Source organism: Amycolatopsis stemonae (genome assembly GCF_054781455.1).
Genome location: NZ_BAAGUJ010000006.1, coordinates 51,419 through 67,204 on the forward strand (window position 1 = coordinate 51,419; position 15,786 = coordinate 67,204).

14 protein-coding genes are annotated in these 15,786 nt (G+C 71.7%); 6 read left to right on the forward strand and 8 right to left on the reverse strand.

Annotated features, from left to right (window positions below):
- Nucleotides 1-6: 6 nt before the first annotated feature.
- From ACYVLJ_RS22905 to ACYVLJ_RS22925, 5 genes are all read right to left on the reverse strand, one after another.
- Nucleotides 7-1,749, reverse strand: coding sequence for an FAD-dependent oxidoreductase (locus ACYVLJ_RS22905; protein ID WP_460440219.1), 1,743 nt, complete (start codon nt 1,747-1,749; stop codon nt 7-9).
- Entirely contained in the window at nt 1,746-3,491 is a 1,746-nt protein-coding gene (locus ACYVLJ_RS22910; protein WP_460440220.1) for a maleylacetate reductase and hydroxyquinol 1,2-dioxygenase domain-containing protein, read from the reverse strand. The genes ACYVLJ_RS22905 and ACYVLJ_RS22910 overlap by 4 nt, the downstream gene beginning before the upstream one ends.
- Before the next feature lie 75 nt (nt 3,492-3,566).
- On the reverse strand, nt 3,567-4,433 hold the full coding sequence (locus ACYVLJ_RS22915; RefSeq protein WP_460440221.1) for a helix-turn-helix domain-containing protein: 867 nt from the start codon (nt 4,431-4,433) through the stop codon (nt 3,567-3,569).
- 55 nt (nt 4,434-4,488) lie between these two features.
- Nucleotides 4,489-5,367, reverse strand: coding sequence for a PDR/VanB family oxidoreductase (locus ACYVLJ_RS22920; protein WP_460440222.1), 879 nt, complete (start codon nt 5,365-5,367; stop codon nt 4,489-4,491).
- Between the two features lies 1 nt (nt 5,368).
- A complete protein-coding gene (locus tag ACYVLJ_RS22925) occupies nt 5,369-6,007 on the reverse strand; it encodes a pyridoxamine 5'-phosphate oxidase family protein (RefSeq protein WP_460440223.1) in 639 nt (212 codons plus the stop codon).
- Between the two features lie 67 nt (nt 6,008-6,074).
- Here ACYVLJ_RS22925 and ACYVLJ_RS22930 point away from each other — a divergent pair, with 67 nt between their 5' ends.
- The gene (locus ACYVLJ_RS22930) at nt 6,075-6,692 is read left to right on the forward strand and encodes a TetR/AcrR family transcriptional regulator (RefSeq protein ID WP_460440224.1); all 618 of its coding nucleotides are present in this window, start codon (nt 6,075-6,077) and stop codon (nt 6,690-6,692) included.
- Between the two features lie 7 nt (nt 6,693-6,699).
- Here the strand turns inward: ACYVLJ_RS22930 and ACYVLJ_RS22935 are convergent, their stop codons facing one another.
- The 3 genes from ACYVLJ_RS22935 to ACYVLJ_RS22945 are packed head-to-tail and all read right to left on the reverse strand — an operon-like array spanning nt 6,700 to nt 9,250.
- Nucleotides 6,700-7,593 carry an aminoglycoside phosphotransferase/kinase family protein gene (locus tag ACYVLJ_RS22935; RefSeq protein ID WP_460440225.1) on the reverse strand — a complete coding sequence of 298 codons (894 nt, stop codon included), beginning with the start codon at nt 7,591-7,593 and terminating at the stop codon, nt 6,700-6,702.
- A 23-nt stretch (nt 7,594-7,616) separates the two neighbouring features.
- The gene (locus tag ACYVLJ_RS22940; RefSeq protein ID WP_451986948.1) at nt 7,617-8,423 is read right to left on the reverse strand and encodes an NAD-dependent epimerase/dehydratase family protein; all 807 of its coding nucleotides are present in this window, start codon (nt 8,421-8,423) and stop codon (nt 7,617-7,619) included.
- 26 nt (nt 8,424-8,449) lie between these two features.
- Nucleotides 8,450-9,250 carry an IclR family transcriptional regulator gene (locus tag ACYVLJ_RS22945; RefSeq protein WP_460440226.1) on the reverse strand — a complete coding sequence of 267 codons (801 nt, stop codon included), beginning with the start codon at nt 9,248-9,250 and terminating at the stop codon, nt 8,450-8,452.
- A 152-nt stretch (nt 9,251-9,402) separates the two neighbouring features.
- On the opposite strand from ACYVLJ_RS22945, the gene ACYVLJ_RS22950 reads away from it, so the two are divergent.
- The 5 genes from ACYVLJ_RS22950 to ACYVLJ_RS22970 are packed head-to-tail and all read left to right on the forward strand — an operon-like array spanning nt 9,403 to nt 15,750.
- Nucleotides 9,403-10,908 carry a sodium:solute symporter family protein gene (locus ACYVLJ_RS22950; protein WP_460440227.1) on the forward strand — a complete coding sequence of 502 codons (1,506 nt, stop codon included), beginning with the start codon at nt 9,403-9,405 and terminating at the stop codon, nt 10,906-10,908.
- Between the two features lie 49 nt (nt 10,909-10,957).
- Nucleotides 10,958-11,893, forward strand: a complete 936-nt coding sequence (locus ACYVLJ_RS22955) for a 5-dehydro-4-deoxyglucarate dehydratase (RefSeq protein ID WP_451986942.1) — start codon at nt 10,958-10,960, stop codon at nt 11,891-11,893.
- Complete coding sequence (locus ACYVLJ_RS22960; RefSeq protein WP_460440228.1) at nt 11,893-13,149, forward strand: glucarate dehydratase family protein; 1,257 nt, start codon at nt 11,893-11,895, stop codon at nt 13,147-13,149. Before ACYVLJ_RS22955 ends, ACYVLJ_RS22960 begins: the two co-directional genes overlap by 1 nt.
- Before the next feature lie 4 nt (nt 13,150-13,153).
- Complete coding sequence (locus ACYVLJ_RS22965) at nt 13,154-14,299, forward strand: hypothetical protein (protein WP_460440229.1); 1,146 nt, start codon at nt 13,154-13,156, stop codon at nt 14,297-14,299.
- On the forward strand, nt 14,296-15,750 hold the full coding sequence (locus tag ACYVLJ_RS22970; RefSeq protein WP_460440230.1) for an aldehyde dehydrogenase (NADP(+)): 1,455 nt from the start codon (nt 14,296-14,298) through the stop codon (nt 15,748-15,750). Before ACYVLJ_RS22965 ends, ACYVLJ_RS22970 begins: the two co-directional genes overlap by 4 nt.
- Nucleotides 15,751-15,786 lie beyond the last annotated feature (36 nt).

Here is a 15,786-nt window from a genome sequence, read left to right on the forward strand (position 1 = left end):
GGCCCTTCAAGCACGGGACAGGAGGGACTTCAGGGCCCTTAGGAGGGTGGTTGCGGCGTCGGGGGTTGCGTTGGGGTGGCGCCAGGCGACGTAGCCGTCGGGGCGGATCAGGAGGCAGCCGTCTTCCGCTGTGGCGCTCAGGCGGGACCAGTCGCCGTAGGCGTCGCGGGCGCCGTCGTCGCCGATGCGGACCGTGCGCAGGTCCAGGCCCAGGTCCGCGCCCACCTTCGCCGCCGCGTCGCGCCAGGGGGTGCCCGTGAGGCCGGTCAGGACCGTCCAGCGGCCGCCGCCCACCAGGTCCAAAGTGGACACTCGACGGCCGTGCGGGCCGACCAGCCACGCGTGCGGGAGCTTCGCGCCCGGCTCGGTGCTCGGGCGGTGGAACAGCTCCGGGTCGCGGTCCGGGCGGGGCGGAGCGCCGTCGGGCAGCACGGCGGCCGAGGTGTAGCGCTGGTCCATCTCGACGCCGTGCGCGTTGAACTCGTAGTGCTTCAGCTCGATCGCCTTCTCCAGCTCACGCCGCTTCAGCGCGCCCTCGGCCGTCGGCGCGAGGCACGTCTCGAGGCCGGCCGTGATGCCGTCGGCGTCGGTGTCGCCCGTGATGCCCAGCGCGGCGAAGATCGGCCCGAACTGGTCACGGCTGAGGTTCGCCCGGTCGACGATCTGCTTGCCCACCGGCGCACGCTCGGCCGTGTAGCTGTCCAGCAGCCCTTCGCCCGCTTCGCCGCGAAGCACCATCGCGAGCTTCCACGCGAGGTTGTACGAGTCCTGGATCGAGGTGTTCGAGCCGAGCCCGTTGGACGGCGGGTGCCGGTGCACGGCGTCCCCGGCGCAGAACACCCGGCCGCTGCGGTACTCCGTCGTGTAGTTGTGGTTGACCGTCCACAACGACGTCGACGTGATCTCGACGTCCAGCGAGGCGTCGCCGACGAGGTCGCGCACGAGCCGCGTCGCCTCCTCGGAATCCACCTCGGGCGGGTCCTGGGAGATGTCGTAACCCCAGGTCAGCAGCCATTCGTTCCACGGGCGCACCATCCGGACCAGGCCCATCCCGATCCCGCCGAGGTGCGCGCCCGGCCGCATCACCCAGTAGAGGACGCTCGGCCGGTGCGCCACGTACGGCGCGAGGTCGGCGGTGAACGTGATGTTCATGCTGCCGGCCTTGCCGGTCTGCCCGGCGATCGGCAGCCCGGCCTGCTCGGCGACGCGGCTGCGGGCGCCGTCCGCGCCGATGAGGTACTTGGCGCGCAACGTGAACTCGTCGCCGCGCACCCGGTCGAGGAACCGCGCGGTGACCCCGTCGGAGTCCTGCGTGAAGTCCAGGAACTCCGTGTCCAGCCGCAGTTTCGCGCCGCGCGCGGCGGCTTCGCTCGCGAGGATCGGCTCGAGGTAGGTCTGCGGCAGGTCGATCATGTGGCACGGGCTCGCCGCGGTGTACTCCGACGCCGACCGGTCGCCGGTGCCCCAGCTGGCGATCCGGCCGATCTCCGGCCCGGTCAGCGACGTGCAGAGCACGGTGTCGCCCATCAGCTCCGGCGGTGTCCCGACGGCGAGGGCCTGGTCTTCGACACCGAGGTCGCGCAGCACCTCCATGGTGCGTTGGTTGGTGATGTGCGCCCGCGGCGTGTTGGCCATCCAGCCGTACTTCGTGGCCAGGACGGTCGGCACGCCGTAGGTGGCGAGCAGCAGCGCCGCGGAGCCGCCCGCCGGGCCGCTGCCGACGACGAGGACATCGGTGTCGTAGCTCATTCGCTGCTCCCTGAGATCCGGAAGGTGAACTCGAGCCGCTGGTCGGCGAAGTCGACGATCAGGCCGTCCTTGACGCCGAACACGGTGTCGGAGTCGAGGTAGTCGCCGCCGGCCACGAACAACTGCGTGATCAGCGTGCGGTAGCCGGGCTTGGCGATCATGAAGTGCACGTGCGGCGCGCGGTACGGGTGCCGGCCGACGGCGTTCAGCATCTCGCCGACCGGCCCGTCGGCGGGGATCGGGTACGCGCTGGGCACGATGGTCCGGAAGCGCAGGCGCCCGTCGGCGTCGGTGCGGAACCTCGCGCGCAGCACCGGGCCGTCGAGATCGGGCAGCTGGACGTCGTAGAAACCGTCCTCATTGGACTGCCAGACGTCGACGATCGCGTCGGCGACCGGCACGTCCGCCGTGTCGGTGATCAGGATGTCGGCCGACAAGGGCGTGCCCGGCAGGCCTTCCGCGATGTCGGCGCCCTGGGGGGTTTCCGGCGGTCCCTCGACGTAGAACGGGCCGAGCACGGCCGAGGGCGTCGTGTCCGGCGTCCGCGAGTTCGTCAGGACGTCGACGACGCTCGACACGCCCAGGGTGTCCGACAGCAGGATGAACTCCTGCCGCGTGTCGGTCGTGATGTGCCCGGCGCGGGTCAGGAAGCCGATCGCGTACTCCCACTCGTCCTGAGTGAGGTCGGTGCGGATCGCGTAGCCGTGCAGGGTCTCGACGAGGTCCGTGAGCAGCTCGCGGACGCGGTCCGGCGCGCCCGCGAAGCTGTCGGCGACCTGTTTCGTCAGCGCCTTGAGGCTCGGCGGCGTGGCGGGCCGGGTGCCGTGCAAGGCCTGGCGAAGCAGGTCCGGCTCGCCCTCGATGTCGGCTTCGGTGAGACCCAGCTCGGCCAGCGAGTGCGGGATCGGGAGCGACGCGGCCAGCTCGAACACCTCACCGGCGTCCTCGACCCCCAGGTGCGCCATGACGTACGGCAGCAGCACGGCGTGGGTTTCGGCGTGCGGCAGGCCGAACTTCCCGCCCAGGTGGTGGCACAGCTTGTGGTGCAGGCCCATCGTGACGGCGTCGAGGCACGACCCCGCCAGCCAGGCACCGCGCAGCAGGTCGGTGCGAGCGTCCACATCGGACGGATCGGCGGCGATGCGCGGAAGGGCGTTCACGAGCAGCCGCTTGGCCTCCGCGGCGAACAGGTCGGTCATCGGGTTGGCGTCCGGCGCGTAGGTCGCTTCGACCGCGTGGGCCAGGGCGTTGAGCCCGCTGGCCGCCGAGAGGGGCACCGGCAGGGACAGCGTCAGGTCGACGTCGTAGAGGACGGCTTCGGGCCGGACCTTCGGGGTCTTCCGGGTGGTCTTGCGGCCGTCGGCGGTCTGGCCGAGGACCGACGTCAGCTCCGAGCCCGCGTACGTCGTCGGGACGATCAGCTGCGGCAGGTCGGTGTGCAGCGCGATCGCCTTGGCCAGTCCGGTGGCCGAGCCGCCGCCGATCGCGACGACGCCGTCGGCGTCGTGCTCCGCGACGACCTTGAGCGCGCGCTCGGTGACGTCGACCGGGGTGTGCATGGCGGGCTCCTCGAACCGCGCGGCCAGCCGAGAGCCGAGGGCCGCCGCGGCCCGGTCACCGAAGCGCGGCCCGCCGACCAGCAGCACCCGGCTCAGCCCGAGGTGGTCGGCTTCGTCGCCGAGGGTGCCGAGCGAGCCGAAGACCACCCGGACGGGGTTCGCGGCGTAGCTGAACGAGGTCATGCGACGCAGTATCCGGCGGCGACGAGCGCCGGTCCTGCACGTTCGTGCTGCCGGGCGGCACGAAACGCGCGTGCTTCAGCCTGCCCGGCGCAGCGCCGCGGGAGTCGTGCCGAGCTGGGCGCGCAGGACGCGCGTCAGGTGCTCCTGGTGGGAGAAGCCGCAGCGGGCGGCGATGTCGGCGATCGGGTCGTCGCCGGCGCGCAGCAACAGCCCGGCCTGCTCGACGCGCAGCCGCAGCAGGAACCGGTGCGGCGGGAGGCCGGTGCGCGCCTTGAACTGCCGCGAGAACTGGCTGACGCTCAGCCCGGCGAGCGCCGCCAGGTCGGCGAGCGGCACCGCCTCGGCCAGCCGTTCGGTCATCAGGTCGCGGACGCGCGCGAACTGGCGGTCCGTAAGACCCCGGGTGACGGGCGGGGACACCGGCCCGGCGCGGTGCCGCCGGACGAGCTGCGCGGCGACGAGCGCGCCGAGCTGGTCGGCGTAGGTGCGGGCGCTGGGCTCCCAGTCGCGGACGACGCCGTCGAGGCTGAGCACCAGCTGTTCGAGCAGGGGATCCGAGCTGCCCAGCTCCTCGGCGAGCCGCACGGTCTCCCCGGCGGCCTCCTGGACGGCGGCGTCGTCGACGTAGACGTGCACGGTGTCGAGTTCGCCGCCGAGCTCGACGGACAGCTCGGCGTGCGACGGCTGCAGGAACAACCCGCCGACGGGCATCCGGCGGCTCTGCTCCCGGGGCGTCCCGACGCCGCGCCGGACCGTCACGGGCCCGTCGAGGTGCAGGATCAGCTGGTGGCTGCGGGCGGCGCCGAACTGCGCGCGATAGGGGCGTTCGCGCTGCTTGGAGACGTAGACCCGGTCCCAGCCGAGCCCGGCGCTGGTGCGTTCGGGCCGGACCCAGGGCAGCGCGAGGATGCCGTTGGTGTCGGCCAGCCCGAGTTCGCCCACGCCTGCCTCCTCGACGTCGAGGCTGTCCGCGATGGTACGCGAACCCGGTGGATCCTCAGACGTCCAGCACGAGCCGGGGCGACAGTGCGCGCGACACGCACGGGTACATCCGCCCGTCCGGCGCGCCGATGTCGTCGCGGTGCTCGGGGTCGCCGTCCAGCACCCGCAGTTCGCAGCTCCCGCAGACGCCCTCGCGGCAGCCCGTAGGCACCGGCTTGCCGGCGTGGTTCAGCACGTCGAGCAGGGATTCGCCGGCCGGGACCCGGAGGGTCTGCCCGGAGCGGGCGCACACCACCTCGAACGGGGTGTCCGGCCCGAAGACGCGCCGGGCCGGCTGGAAGCGTTCGGTGTGCACGCGGGGGAACAGTGCCTCGGCCGCGTCCACCATGGACGCCGGGCCGCAGCAGTAGACCTCCGCCGCCGGGAACTCCGCCGCCAGGGCCGCGAGGTCCGGCCGGTGGTCCAGCAGCCGCACGCGTTCGCCGTACGTGGCCGCGAGTTCCGCCGCGAACGGCATCGTCGAGGCCGACCGGCCCGCGTACACCAGGGTCGCCTCGGTACCGGCGGCCCGCAGCATCGGCATGATCGGCGTGATCCCGATGCCGCCCGCCACGAACAGGTACTCCGACGCTTCCACGAGCGGGAAGTGGTTGCGCGGCACCGAAACTTCGAGCGTGCGGCCAGGGCGCAGATAGAGGTGGACGTACTCCGAGCCACCCCGGCTGAGCGGTTCGTGCCGGACCGCGATCCGGTACGCGGAACGGTCCGACGGATCGCCGCAAAGGGAGTACTGCCGGGTCAGCCAGTTCGGCAGCGCGAGGTCGATGTGCGCGCCCGGCTCCCACGGTGCCAGGTCGCCTTCGTCGCCGCGCAGCACGAGGGAGACGACGTCGTCGGCGACGCGCTCGACGCGGTCCAGGATCGTCTTCTGCATGTCAGTACAACTTCCGGTAGCTCTCTTCGAGGAGCTGCTCGAACGCCGCCGGGTCGACGGCCACGCCCAGCTGGTCGGTGACGATCTCCCCGGCCGACGGCAGCTCCTCGGCCAGCGCCTGGCTGGCCGGGTCCCACAGCCGTGACCGCAGCAGCGCCCGGCCGCAGTGGAAGTACGCCTCGGCGACCTCGACGATGATCGCCAGCATCGGCGCCTTGGCTTCGGTGCGCATCCGGGCGAGCACGTCCGCGTCGTCGGTGACGTACGCGCATCCGTTGACGCGCAGCACTTCCCGCACACCGGGGACGAGGAACAGCAGGCCGACGCCGCCGTTTTCGGCGATGTTGCGGAAGGAGTCGGCGATCTTGTTGCCGGGCCGGTCGGGCATGGCGAGGGTGTGCTCGTCGAGCACCTTGACGAAGCCGGGGTAGTCGCCGCGGGGCGAGCAGTCGCCGCGGCCCGAAGCGTCGGACGTCGCCAGCGCGAGGAACGGCGAGTGCGCGATGAACCTCCGGGCGTGCTTGTCGACGTGGTCGAGCTTCTTGCCCTCGATCATCTCCTCGGGGGCGCCCAGCCGGCTCCTGACCTCGGCCATGGACACCCGGCGGTACCGGGTGTTCAGCGTGTTTGTGCTGGTCATGGCACAATTATGAGCAAATACTCAGATCTTGCGCTACTCGCTTTTCAGGCGTCAGGAGGGGGGCGACGTGACACCGGACCAGCGCCGCATCCAGCCACGTAAACAGCCGCGTCAGGTCCGCGCCGAGCTGACCCGGCAGCGGATCCTGACGGCGGCTGCTCACGTTTTCGGCGAGCACGGGTACGCCGCGGGCACCACGAACCGCATCGCCGAGCGGGCCGGGATCTCGATCGGCTCGCTGTACCAGTACTTCCCGAACAAGGACGCGATCCTCGCCGAGCTGCTCGTCCGCCACCTCGACAACGGCGCGGCGATCGCCGAACGGGTCCAGCGCGAAGAACTGCCCGGCCCGATCGAGGAGATCTTCCGCCGCTTCGTCCGCGGCGCGATCGAAAGCCACCTCGACGAGCCCCGGCTGCTGCGGGTGCTGCTGGAGCAGGCGCCGAAGTCGACCGACGTCCTCGAGAAGGTCGAGCTGCTCAAGAAGCACCTGGTCGCCTACCTGCGGGAGCTGCTGGACGACCACCCCGAGGTCCGGGTCGCCGACACGGAGACGGCGGCCCGGCTGATCGTCACGACGGTCGAGCTGGTCGTCCACCAGCTCGTGGCCGACCACGAGCCGGTGGACCTCGGGAAGCTGGAGAACGAGCTGGTCGCGATGGTGACGCGGTACGTCAAGGCGTGAACCGGGCTCAGGCGTTCGCCCGGCGGAGGCGTTCGGCCGCCTGCTCGCGGACGGCCTCGCCGGACACCGGGGGATCGCCGTGCAGGGCTTCCCAGCGCGCGTTGTGCGCCGCCGCCCACAGGCTCGCCGCCCAGGCGACCTCCTGCTCCTCCGCGGTGAACCGGCGGCCCCGCAGGTCCTGGTAACGGGCGAGGAACGCGGCGGAGCTGTCGACCGGGGCCAGTGTCGGTGGTGACGCGCTGGCGAACGCCCCGGAGGCCGCGCCGGCGAGGGCCGCTTCCGGGTGCCACGCCAGGCTGTCCCAGTCGTGCACCGCCCGGACGTCGTCGTGCCAGCGGAGGTTCTGGGCTTCGAAGTCGGCGTGGCCCAGGACGCACGGCAGGTCCGCGGCCAGCAGCCGCTTCCGGGCCCGGGTTGCCGTCTCGACGATGTCCGCGGGCACGACGCTCTGGTCCCGTTCGTCGAGGAACCCGATCGACGGCCACGGCCCGGGATCCCGGTGGTCCCAGCGCGCCCAGCGCGGGTTCGGCAGCGGCGGCGCGACGTCCACGGTGGCCAGTTCGGACATCAGGCGGGCGAACACCGCCGCGTACCGCGCGGCGACGTCCGGGGTGTCGCCGCGCAGGACGTCCCCGCCCGGCCGGAACTCCTCGGCGTGCACGGCGAGCCCGTCGACGACGGTGACCGCGGTGAGCGGCCGGGGACACGGGAACCCGCGCGCGGCCAGCTCGGCCTGCGCGGCGACGCAGGACACGGCCCGGCCGTCGTCCTGCCGGGCCTTGACCACGACCTCCCGGCCGTCGGCCAGCCGCAGCCCGGCCACCTCGGACGACGACCGGCGCTCGAACAGCACCTCGACGGGAGCGCTGCCCAGGTGCTCGGCGCACCACGCCGAAACCACCGGTCCCCGAAGCCGCTCGCCCGTCAGAGCGGGTTGAACTCGCCGAGCGGGGCGGTGCAGAACGGGCCGCCCACGTACTCCGCCGCGATCCCCGTCGGAGCGGGGCGAGAAGCCAGCTGCTCCGCGTACACCTCGGCGTTGTCGTGGGACTTGTAGCCCAGCGCCTCGGCCTCGGCCAGCGAGTAGATGCGGCGCGTGTTGTCCGAGACGCCCCAGATCAGCCGGTACCCCGGCGAAGGCGCCGAGAGGCAGGCCTCGAACAGCCGCGCGCCGTCGTCCGGCGAAAGCCACGTCGTCAGGCCGCGCGGCCCCAGCGGCAACGGCGTCTCGAAGCACGAGCCGATCCGGATGACGATCACGTCCATGCCGAACCGCGAGTGGTAAAGGCTTCCCAGCGCCTCGATGGCCGCCTTGGACACGCCGTAATACGTGTCCGGCCGCGGCGAGGAGTCGGCCGGCAGATCCTCGTCGTTCCGCCGGAACCCGACCGCGTGGTTGCTGGAAGCCAGGACCACCCGGGACACCCCCGCCGCGCGGGCCGCCTCCAGGACCGTGTGCGTCCCGTTGATGTTGACGTCCAAGGTCGCTTCCCACGAGTTTTCGCGGCTGTGCCCGCCCAGGTGGATCAGCGCGTCGACACCTTCACAGGCCGCGGCCATCGCCGCGGCGTCGGTGACCGAAGCCGTCACGATCTCTTCGGAGGCGTCCGACGCCGTCTGGGGGGCCAGGTCGAGCAGGCGCAGCACACGGCCGTCGCGCTTCAAGCGGGGCCGCATCAGGGTGCCGACGACGCCCGCCGACCCGGTGATGAGCACGCGCTGGTCCGTCATGGATTTCCTCTCGGTAAGGGCGGCGGTCAGCGAATGCCGGCCCGGCGCAGCTGCTGCCCGAGCTCGGCGGTGGTTTCGGCGAGCAGCTCGCCGACGCGCTGGGCGTCGGCGTCGGCCACCTGGGAAATCGGCATCGAGCAGCTGATCGCGTCGGTGCCCGGGATCCGGTAGGGGATCACCGCGGCCACGCACCGGACGCCCAGCGTGCCCTCCTCGACCTCGGCGGCGTACCCGCGCTCGCGGGTCGCGGCGCACTCGGCGTGCAGGGCTTCGAGCGTGGTGATGGTGTTCGGCGTCAGTGCGGTCAGCGTCGCCGGCATCAGCGTCTCGATCTCGTCGTGCGTCAGCTCGGCCAGCAGCGCCTTGCCCAGCGCCGTCGCGTGCGTGGGCAGCGTGCGCCCGACGCGGGAGACGAGGTGCGTGGAGCGCTGCGACTCGCGCGTCTCCAGGTAGACGACCTCGGTGCCGTTGCGGCGCGCGAAGTGCGCGGTGAAGCCGGTCTTCTCCCGGATGCGCTCCAGCGCCTCGGTGGCGAACGGGACGACGGCGTCGCGGTCCAGGTACGCCGTGCCGCAGATCAGGGCGCGGACGCCGAGGCGGTAGCGGGCGGTGTTGGCGTCCGCCTCCAGCCAGCCGGCCTCCAGGAGCGTCCGCAGCAGGCCGTGCAGCGAGGAGCGCGGGAAGCCCGTGCGCGCGTGCAGGTCCGAGAGGGACAGCCAGACGTCGTTCGCCGCGAAGGTCTCGATGAGGTCGACGGCCCGGCGCGCGGACTTCACCCCCGACGATTCGGCGGGAGCACCCTCGGCCGTGTCCACCTTCTGCGGCATTTGTGCTCCTCCGTCCGGCCGTTGACTTGTGACTCCGGCCATATTAGCGTCCCGAACAACGTTCTTATGGATGAACATAATCACTATAACAGACTCCGTTCATAGATGTGAACAGTGACCCACATCGACGTGGACGCGGAAAGGAGCCTGCGGTGCACGCACTCGACTGGACGATGGTCTGCGCGTACTTCGCGCTGATGATCGTGATCGGCTGGTGGTCGCACAAACGGGTCAGCGACGTGAAGGACTTCTTCACGGCCGGCGGAAAGATGCCGTGGTGGCTGGCCGGCATCTCGCACCACATGTCCGGTTACAGCGCCGTGCTCTTCGTCGCGTACGCGGGCGTCGCGTACACCTCGGGCATCACCGTGTATTTCTGGGGCTTCGCCAGCATCGGCATCGGCGTGGGCATCGGCAGCTGGCTGTTCGCCGCGCGCTGGAACCGGCTGCGCTCGAAGCTCGGCGTCGCCTCGCCGCTCGAATACCTCGCCAAGCGGTACAACGTGCCGACGCAGCAGGCGCTCGCCTGGAGCGGCAGCCTGCTGAAGATCTTCGACATCGCGGCCAAGTGGTTCGCCGTCGCGACGCTGCTGCACGTCTTCGCCGGGCTCGACTACAACCTCGGCATCCTGATCACCGGCGCGGTCACCCTCGTCTACTGCACCATCGGCGGCCTGTGGGCCGACGCGCTCACCGACTTCGGCCAGTTCGTCATCCAGGCCGTCGCCGCGATCGTGATGATCGTCGTCGTCCTCGGCAAGCTCGGCGGGATCTCCGCGCTCTGGACGATGTGGGACAAGCTCCCCGAGAACCACGTCGACCCCGTGACGTCCAAGTACACCACCATTTTCTTGCTGGTCTACGTGCTGGTGAAGACGCTGGAGTACAACGGAGGCATGTGGAACCTGGCGCAGCGCTACATGGCCGCGCCGAGCACGAGCGAGGCCCGGCGCGGCGCGCGGCTTTCGTCGGCGCTGTACCTTTTGTGGCCGCTGGTGCTGATGTTCCCGATGTTCGCCGCGCCGCTGCTCATCCCCGGCATCAAGGACCCGACGCAGTCCTACGCGATCATGACGACGACGTTCCTGCCGCCGGGCCTGGTCGGCCTGGTGCTGGCCGGGATCTTCTCGCACACCATGGCGATGGTGTCCTCCGACGCCAACGCGATCTCCGCGGTCATCACCCGCGACATGATCCCGGCGATGGTCCGCCGCACCCGGCAGTGGACCGACGTCCAGGGCCTGAAGGCCGCACGGATCACCACCGTCGTGTTCGTCGCGCTGACCATGCTCGTGGCCACGCAGGCGCAGAACCTCGGCGGTGTGCTGCAGATCGTCGTCAACTGGGTCGCCGCGCTGATGGGCCCGATCTCCATCCCGCTGCTGCTCGGCATGCTGCCGTGGTTCCGCAAGTGCGGCCCGCGCGCGGCGCTCGTGTCCTGGGCAGGCGGCCTGATCGCCTACGCGCTCTGCTACTACGTCTTCAACGCGAACCAAACGGTGCTCATCGCGACGCCGATCCTGGTTTCGCTCGCCCTTTACGTCGGCTTCGGGCTGATCGCGCCCGAGCGCAGCGCGGCCGCCGATGAGATCGTCGACACCGTGAACACCGACGACGACGTCGACAGGATGAAGGAAGGCACGACCGTGCCCGCCTGAGGCAGGCCACACCCGGCCGAACCGAACAAGGACGAAAGAGCGGAAACTGATGGCACAGAACGAGATCGAGCTGGACGGCCTGCTGGCGTTCCCCCTCACCCCGTTCACCGAGGACCTCGAGGTCAACCTCGACGCGCTCGCGGAGAACGTGGAGAGCCACATCGCGGCGGGTGCCGGTGCGCTGTTCGTCGCGTGCGGCACCGGCGAGTTCAGCTCGCTCTCGCCCGAGGAGCACGCCGCCGTGCTCACCCGGACCCGGGAGGTGGCCGCCGGCCGCGTGCCGGTCTGGGTGGGCGCGGGCGGCGGCGCGGCGTCGGCTCGGGCCGGCGTCGCGGCGGCGCAGGCCGGGGGCGCCGACGGCGTACTCCTGCTGCCGCCGTACCTGGTCACCGGGCCGCCGTCGGGCCTGGTCGACTTCGCCCGGTACGCCGTCGGCGACTCGTCCGTGCCGGTCATCGTCTACCACCGCGGCACCGGCGTGTACACCGCGCCGACCGCGGCGGCGCTGCTCGAGATTCCCTCGGTCGTGGGACTCAAGGACGGCTACGGCGACGTCGAGGTGATGACCCGGATCGTCACCACGATCCGCTCGCTCGACACCGATCGCGCGCGGGACTTCCTGTTCTTCAACGGCTTGCCGACCGCCGAGGTCTCGGCCAAGGCGTACGCGTCGATCGGCGTCGCCCGCTACTCCTCGGCGGTGCACTGCTTCGCGCCGGAGATCGCGCACCGCTTCCACCGCGCGCTCGGCGAGGGCGACACCCGCGTGATGGACGCGCTGCTGACCGGCTTCTACCTGCCGCTGGTGGCGCTGCGCGACGAGACGCCCGGCTTCGCCGTCTCGCTGGTGAAGGCCGCCGCCCGGCTGCGCGGCGACAAGGTCGGCCCGGTCCGGCCGCCGCTGGTCGAGCCGACGCCGGAGCAGATCCGCCGGCTCGAGAAGATCGTGGAGGACGGCTTCGTGACGCTGAAGGCGCTGGGCTGATGAAGATCCTCGATGTGGTGCTGACGCCGGTCGCGTTCGCCGACCCGCCGCTGCTCAACGTCATGGGCGTGCACGAGCCCTTCGCGCTGCGCAGCGTCGTCCAGGTGAAGTGCGAGGACGGCATCGTCGGACTCGGCGAGTCCTATGGGGACAGTGCGTTCCTCGGCGAGGTGCGGAAGGTGCTGCCGCAGCTGCGCGGCCACGACGTCTTCGACCTGCCCGGCCTGCAGCGGCTGGTCGCCGAGGCCCTGTCCGGCACGGTGCTGACCGACGCGCACGGCCTGATCGGCGGGTTCTCCATCCGCAAGACCGTGGCGAGCGTCTATTCGCTGTTCGAGGTCGCCTGCCTGGACGCGCAGGGCCAGTACCTCGGCCGGCCGATCACCGACCTGCTCGGCGGCAAGGCGCGTGACGCCGTCGAGTTCTCCGCGTACCTGTTCTACAAGTACGGCAAGCACGTCGACGGCCGCGAGGACACCTGGGGCGAGATCACCACGCCGGAAACCCTGGTGAGCTCGGCGAAGCGGATGATCGACGAGTACGGCTTCCGCTCGATCAAGCTGAAGGGCGGGGTGTTCGAGCCCGGCCAGGAGGTCGACGGGATCCGCGCGCTGGCCGAGGCGTTCCCGGGCCACCCGCTGCGGATCGACCCGAACGGCGCGTGGACTCCTCGGACCGGCATCCGCGTGGCCCACGAGCTCGACGGTGTCCTGGAGTACCTCGAAGACCCGACGCCGGGCATCGAAGGCATGGCGCAGGTAGCTGCCGAGGCGTCGATGCCGTTGGCCACCAACATGTGCGTGGTGAACTTCGGCGACATCGATCCCGGCTTCCGGGCGCGCGCCATCGGTGTCCTGCTGTCGGACCACCACTTCTGGGGCGGCCTGCGCGCGACGCAGTCGTTGTCGACGACGTGCGAGAGCTTCGGCGTCGGCCTGTCGATGCACTCCAACAGCCACCTCGGGATCAGCCTGGCGGCGATGGTCCAGGTCGCCGCGGCGACGCCCCATCTCACCTACGCCTGCGACACGCACTGGCCGTGGAAGGTCGAGGACGTCATCGAGCCGGGCGTGCTGGAGTTCCGCGAGGGCGCCGTCGCGGTGCCGACGACGCCGGGGCTGGGCGTCAAGCTGGACGAGGACGCGCTGGCCCGGCTGCACGAGAACTACGTCCGATGTGGACTGACCAAACGGGACGACGTGACCTACATGCGCCAGTACGTCGACGGGTTCGAACCGAACACGGCGAGGTGGTGACCCGGTGAAGGTGACCGGATACGCCTACCCCTGGGACGTCCTGGAGTCCGGGTTCGCCGCGCGCGCCCGGGATCTGGGTGTCGACGAGGTGGCCGTCGCGCTGTCGTACCACAGCGCTCGTGCGGCGACGCCGTGGTCGGCCGCGGGGACCGCGGTGATCGCGCGGCATGCGGCGTTCTACCGCCCGGTTCCCGACGGGTGGGGGACGCTGCGTCCGTCCACTCCGGACTGGGTCTCGCCGGAGGATTCCGGCGGTGACGCCGTACGGCTGCTCAACGACGTCGGGATCCCGGCCGCCGCGTGGATCGTGCTGACGCACAACTCCCAGCTCGGCTACGAGCACCCGGGCGTCGCCGTGCGCAACTGCTTCGGCGAGAACTACCCCTGGGCGCTGTGCCCGTCACAGCCCGCAGTGCGCGAGTACGCGGCGAAGCTGACGGCCGAGGCCGTCGCCGGGCTCGAGCTGGCGTCGGTGATCCTCGAAGCCTGCGGGCCGCTCGGCGTGGCGCACCAGCACCAGCACGAGAAAACCGACGGTGTCTGGGCGCCTGCCGTGGTCCGGCTGCTGTCGATCTGCTGCTGCGACGCCTGCGCTGCTTCGTGGGACGTCGACGCGGACACCGTCCGGGCCCAGCTCGTCGAGGAGGTCCGGCGGCTGGTCGCGACCGGCGACCTGGGCGTGACGGCCGACGACCTGCCGCCGTCGCTGACCCAGATGCTGCTGCGGGCCCGGCAGGCGGCCACCGACGCGCTGCGGGCCGCGGTGCTGGCGTCGCTGCCCGCCGGTGTCCGGATCGTGCTGCACGGCGCGCTCGACCCGTGGGTCACCGGCGCGCTGCCGGGACTGACGCCGTCCGCCGCGGACGACGCCGACGCCGTCGTACTGTTCGGCTGGGCGCCCGCCACCGGGGCGGACGCCGTCGCCGCGGCCCGGGAGGCCCTGCCCGAGCGCGTGGCGATCGGCAGCTACATCACCGCGGTCGCCGCCACGCCGGTGCCGGACATCGCCGCCTACGTCGGCGAGCTGGCGAAGGCGGGCGCGGCCGAGCTGCACCTGTACCACCTCGGCCTGGCCGGGCCGGGTCGCTGGAGCGACCTGGCCACGGCCACCGCCGCCGCCCATGAAACCGAGGAGCTGTTCCACCCATGAGCCAGGCCACCGACGCCGCCACGCTCGAGAAGATCCTGGCGGGGGCCGCCGCGGCCGCCCGTCCCGCCGCCGCGGCCACCCCGGCCGAACGCGCCCGCTGGCTCGTCGCCGCGGCCGACGCCCTCGACGCCGCCGCGGACGAGCTCGTCCCGCTGGCCCACGCCGAGACCCACCTGCCCGCGTCGCCGCGGCTCGCGGGCGAGCTGAAGCGCACGACGTTCCAGCTGCGCCTGTTCGGCGAGGTGCTCACCGACGGCGAGTACCTCGGTGCCACCGTCGACCACGCCGACCCGGAGTGGCCGATGGGCCCGCGTCCGGACATCCGCCGCGTCAAGACCGCGATCGGCCCGGTGCTGGTGTTCGCGGCCAGCAACTTCCCGTTCGCGTTCAGCGTCGCGGGCGGCGACACCGCGTCCGCGCTGGCCGCGGGCTGCCCGGTGATCCTCAAGGCCCACCCGGGCCACCCGGAGCTGTCGGCGCTGACCGGCCGGATCGTGCGCGCGGCCCTGGTCGGCGCGGGCGCGCCCGAGGGCATCTTCGACGTGATCTTCGGCCAGGAGGAAGGCGTCACCGCGCTGAAGGATCCGCGGATCGCGGCGGCGTCGTTCACCGGGTCGATCCCGGGCGGGCGCGCGCTGTTCGACATCGCGAACGCCCGGCCGCGGCCGATCCCGTTCTACGGCGAGCTGGGCAGCGTCAACCCGGTCGTCGTCACCGAGGCCGCCATCGCGGCGCGCGGGGAGGCCGTCGCGAAGGGGTATGCAGGTTCGTTCACGCTCGGCGCCGGGCAGTTCTGCACCAAGCCGGGCCTGCTGTTCCTGCCCGAGGACCACAACCTGACTTCGGCCTTGCAGGACGCGTTGGCCGGTGCCGCGGCGCAGCCGATGCTGAACGACCGCATCGCCGCCGGGTACGCCGACAAGCTTTCTTCGCTGAAGGAGGTCCCCGGCGTCGAGGTGGTGTCTTCGTCGGAGTCTTCGTCGCCCGCGTTCACGCCGACCCTGCTGGCCACGACCGGCAAGCAGTTCCTCGAAGGCGGCGACACCGTGCACGAAGAGTGCTTCGGCCCGGCGTCGCTGATCGTCACCTACGCCGACCAGGCCGAGCTGCTGCGCCTGCTCGACGTCATCGAACCGGGGCTCACCGCCACGATCCACGGCGAGGAGTCCGATGTGGACTGGATCCGGCCGGTGCTGCCGGCCCTGGGCCGCATCGCCGGGCGGCTGCTGTGGAACGACTGGCCCACCGGCGTCACGGTGAGCTGGGCCCAGGAACACGGCGGCCCGTACCCGGCCACGACCGCCCCGACCACGACGTCCGTCGGCACCGCGGCGATCGAGCGCTTCCTGCGCCCGATCGCGTGGCAGGGCTTCCCGGACGCGCTGCTGCCCGAACCCCTGCAGGAGGCCAACCCCTGGCAGCTGCCCCGCCGCACCGACGGCACCCGCTGATTGCCCGACCCCCGCGGGGGCGCCCCCCGGTTTCCA